Source organism: Pseudomonas sp. P4_C3 (assembly GCF_056402075.1).
Window position 1 is genome coordinate 1 of the sequence record NZ_JBFUIC010000790.1, and the last position, 596, is coordinate 596.

At 51.8% G+C, this 596-nt stretch carries 1 pseudogene; it reads left to right on the forward strand.

The annotated features are described in order from the left end of the window. Positions 1-310: 310 nt before the first annotated feature. Positions 311-596 (forward strand): annotated as a pseudogene (locus tag AC1DVH_RS32470) (ABC transporter substrate-binding protein); the annotation flags it as partial.

The window sequence follows — 596 nt, forward strand, 5'->3', positions numbered from 1 at the left end:
TGCCCCTGAGATTCCCGACGAGGTGAGGTCGCGGCTACTGGTACATCCATCAGAAGGTGAGTTCAACCTCGTCCCTCCGCTGTTTTAGTCTTTTTTTAAAGTTGACGCTAGGTGACGCTTTGGGGCGTCACCTGGCGTTTTTTTCTTCGTGCTCGCGAAATTGAGCTGGCCGTGCGGCAGATCGATAATGCCATACACCACTCAAATGTCAGTTTCGTTAACGGCCAATCACATCATTCATTCCAGTTGAATGAGTGCCTGTTTCTACAAGTGATCCGCTGGGCCCGCCATAAAAATAAGAGGAACACCTATGGAATTCAAAAGAACATTGATGGCGGGGTTGATGGCGCTGTCCATTACTGCGCCATTGACCAGTGGTTTGGTGTATGCGGCAAACAATACCTTGGTTGTCGCTGATCGAGCCTCTTTCAAGGATTGGGATCCAGCCTCGGCCTTTTCGGAGGAAGTGCGGGTACTGGGCAATATCTACGAGACACTAGTCGTATATAACGCGCCAGGCAGTGCTGAGGAGTTTTCCCCCGGGCTTGCCACGTCCTGGGAAAGCAGCGACAACGGCAAGACCTGGACCTTCAAGC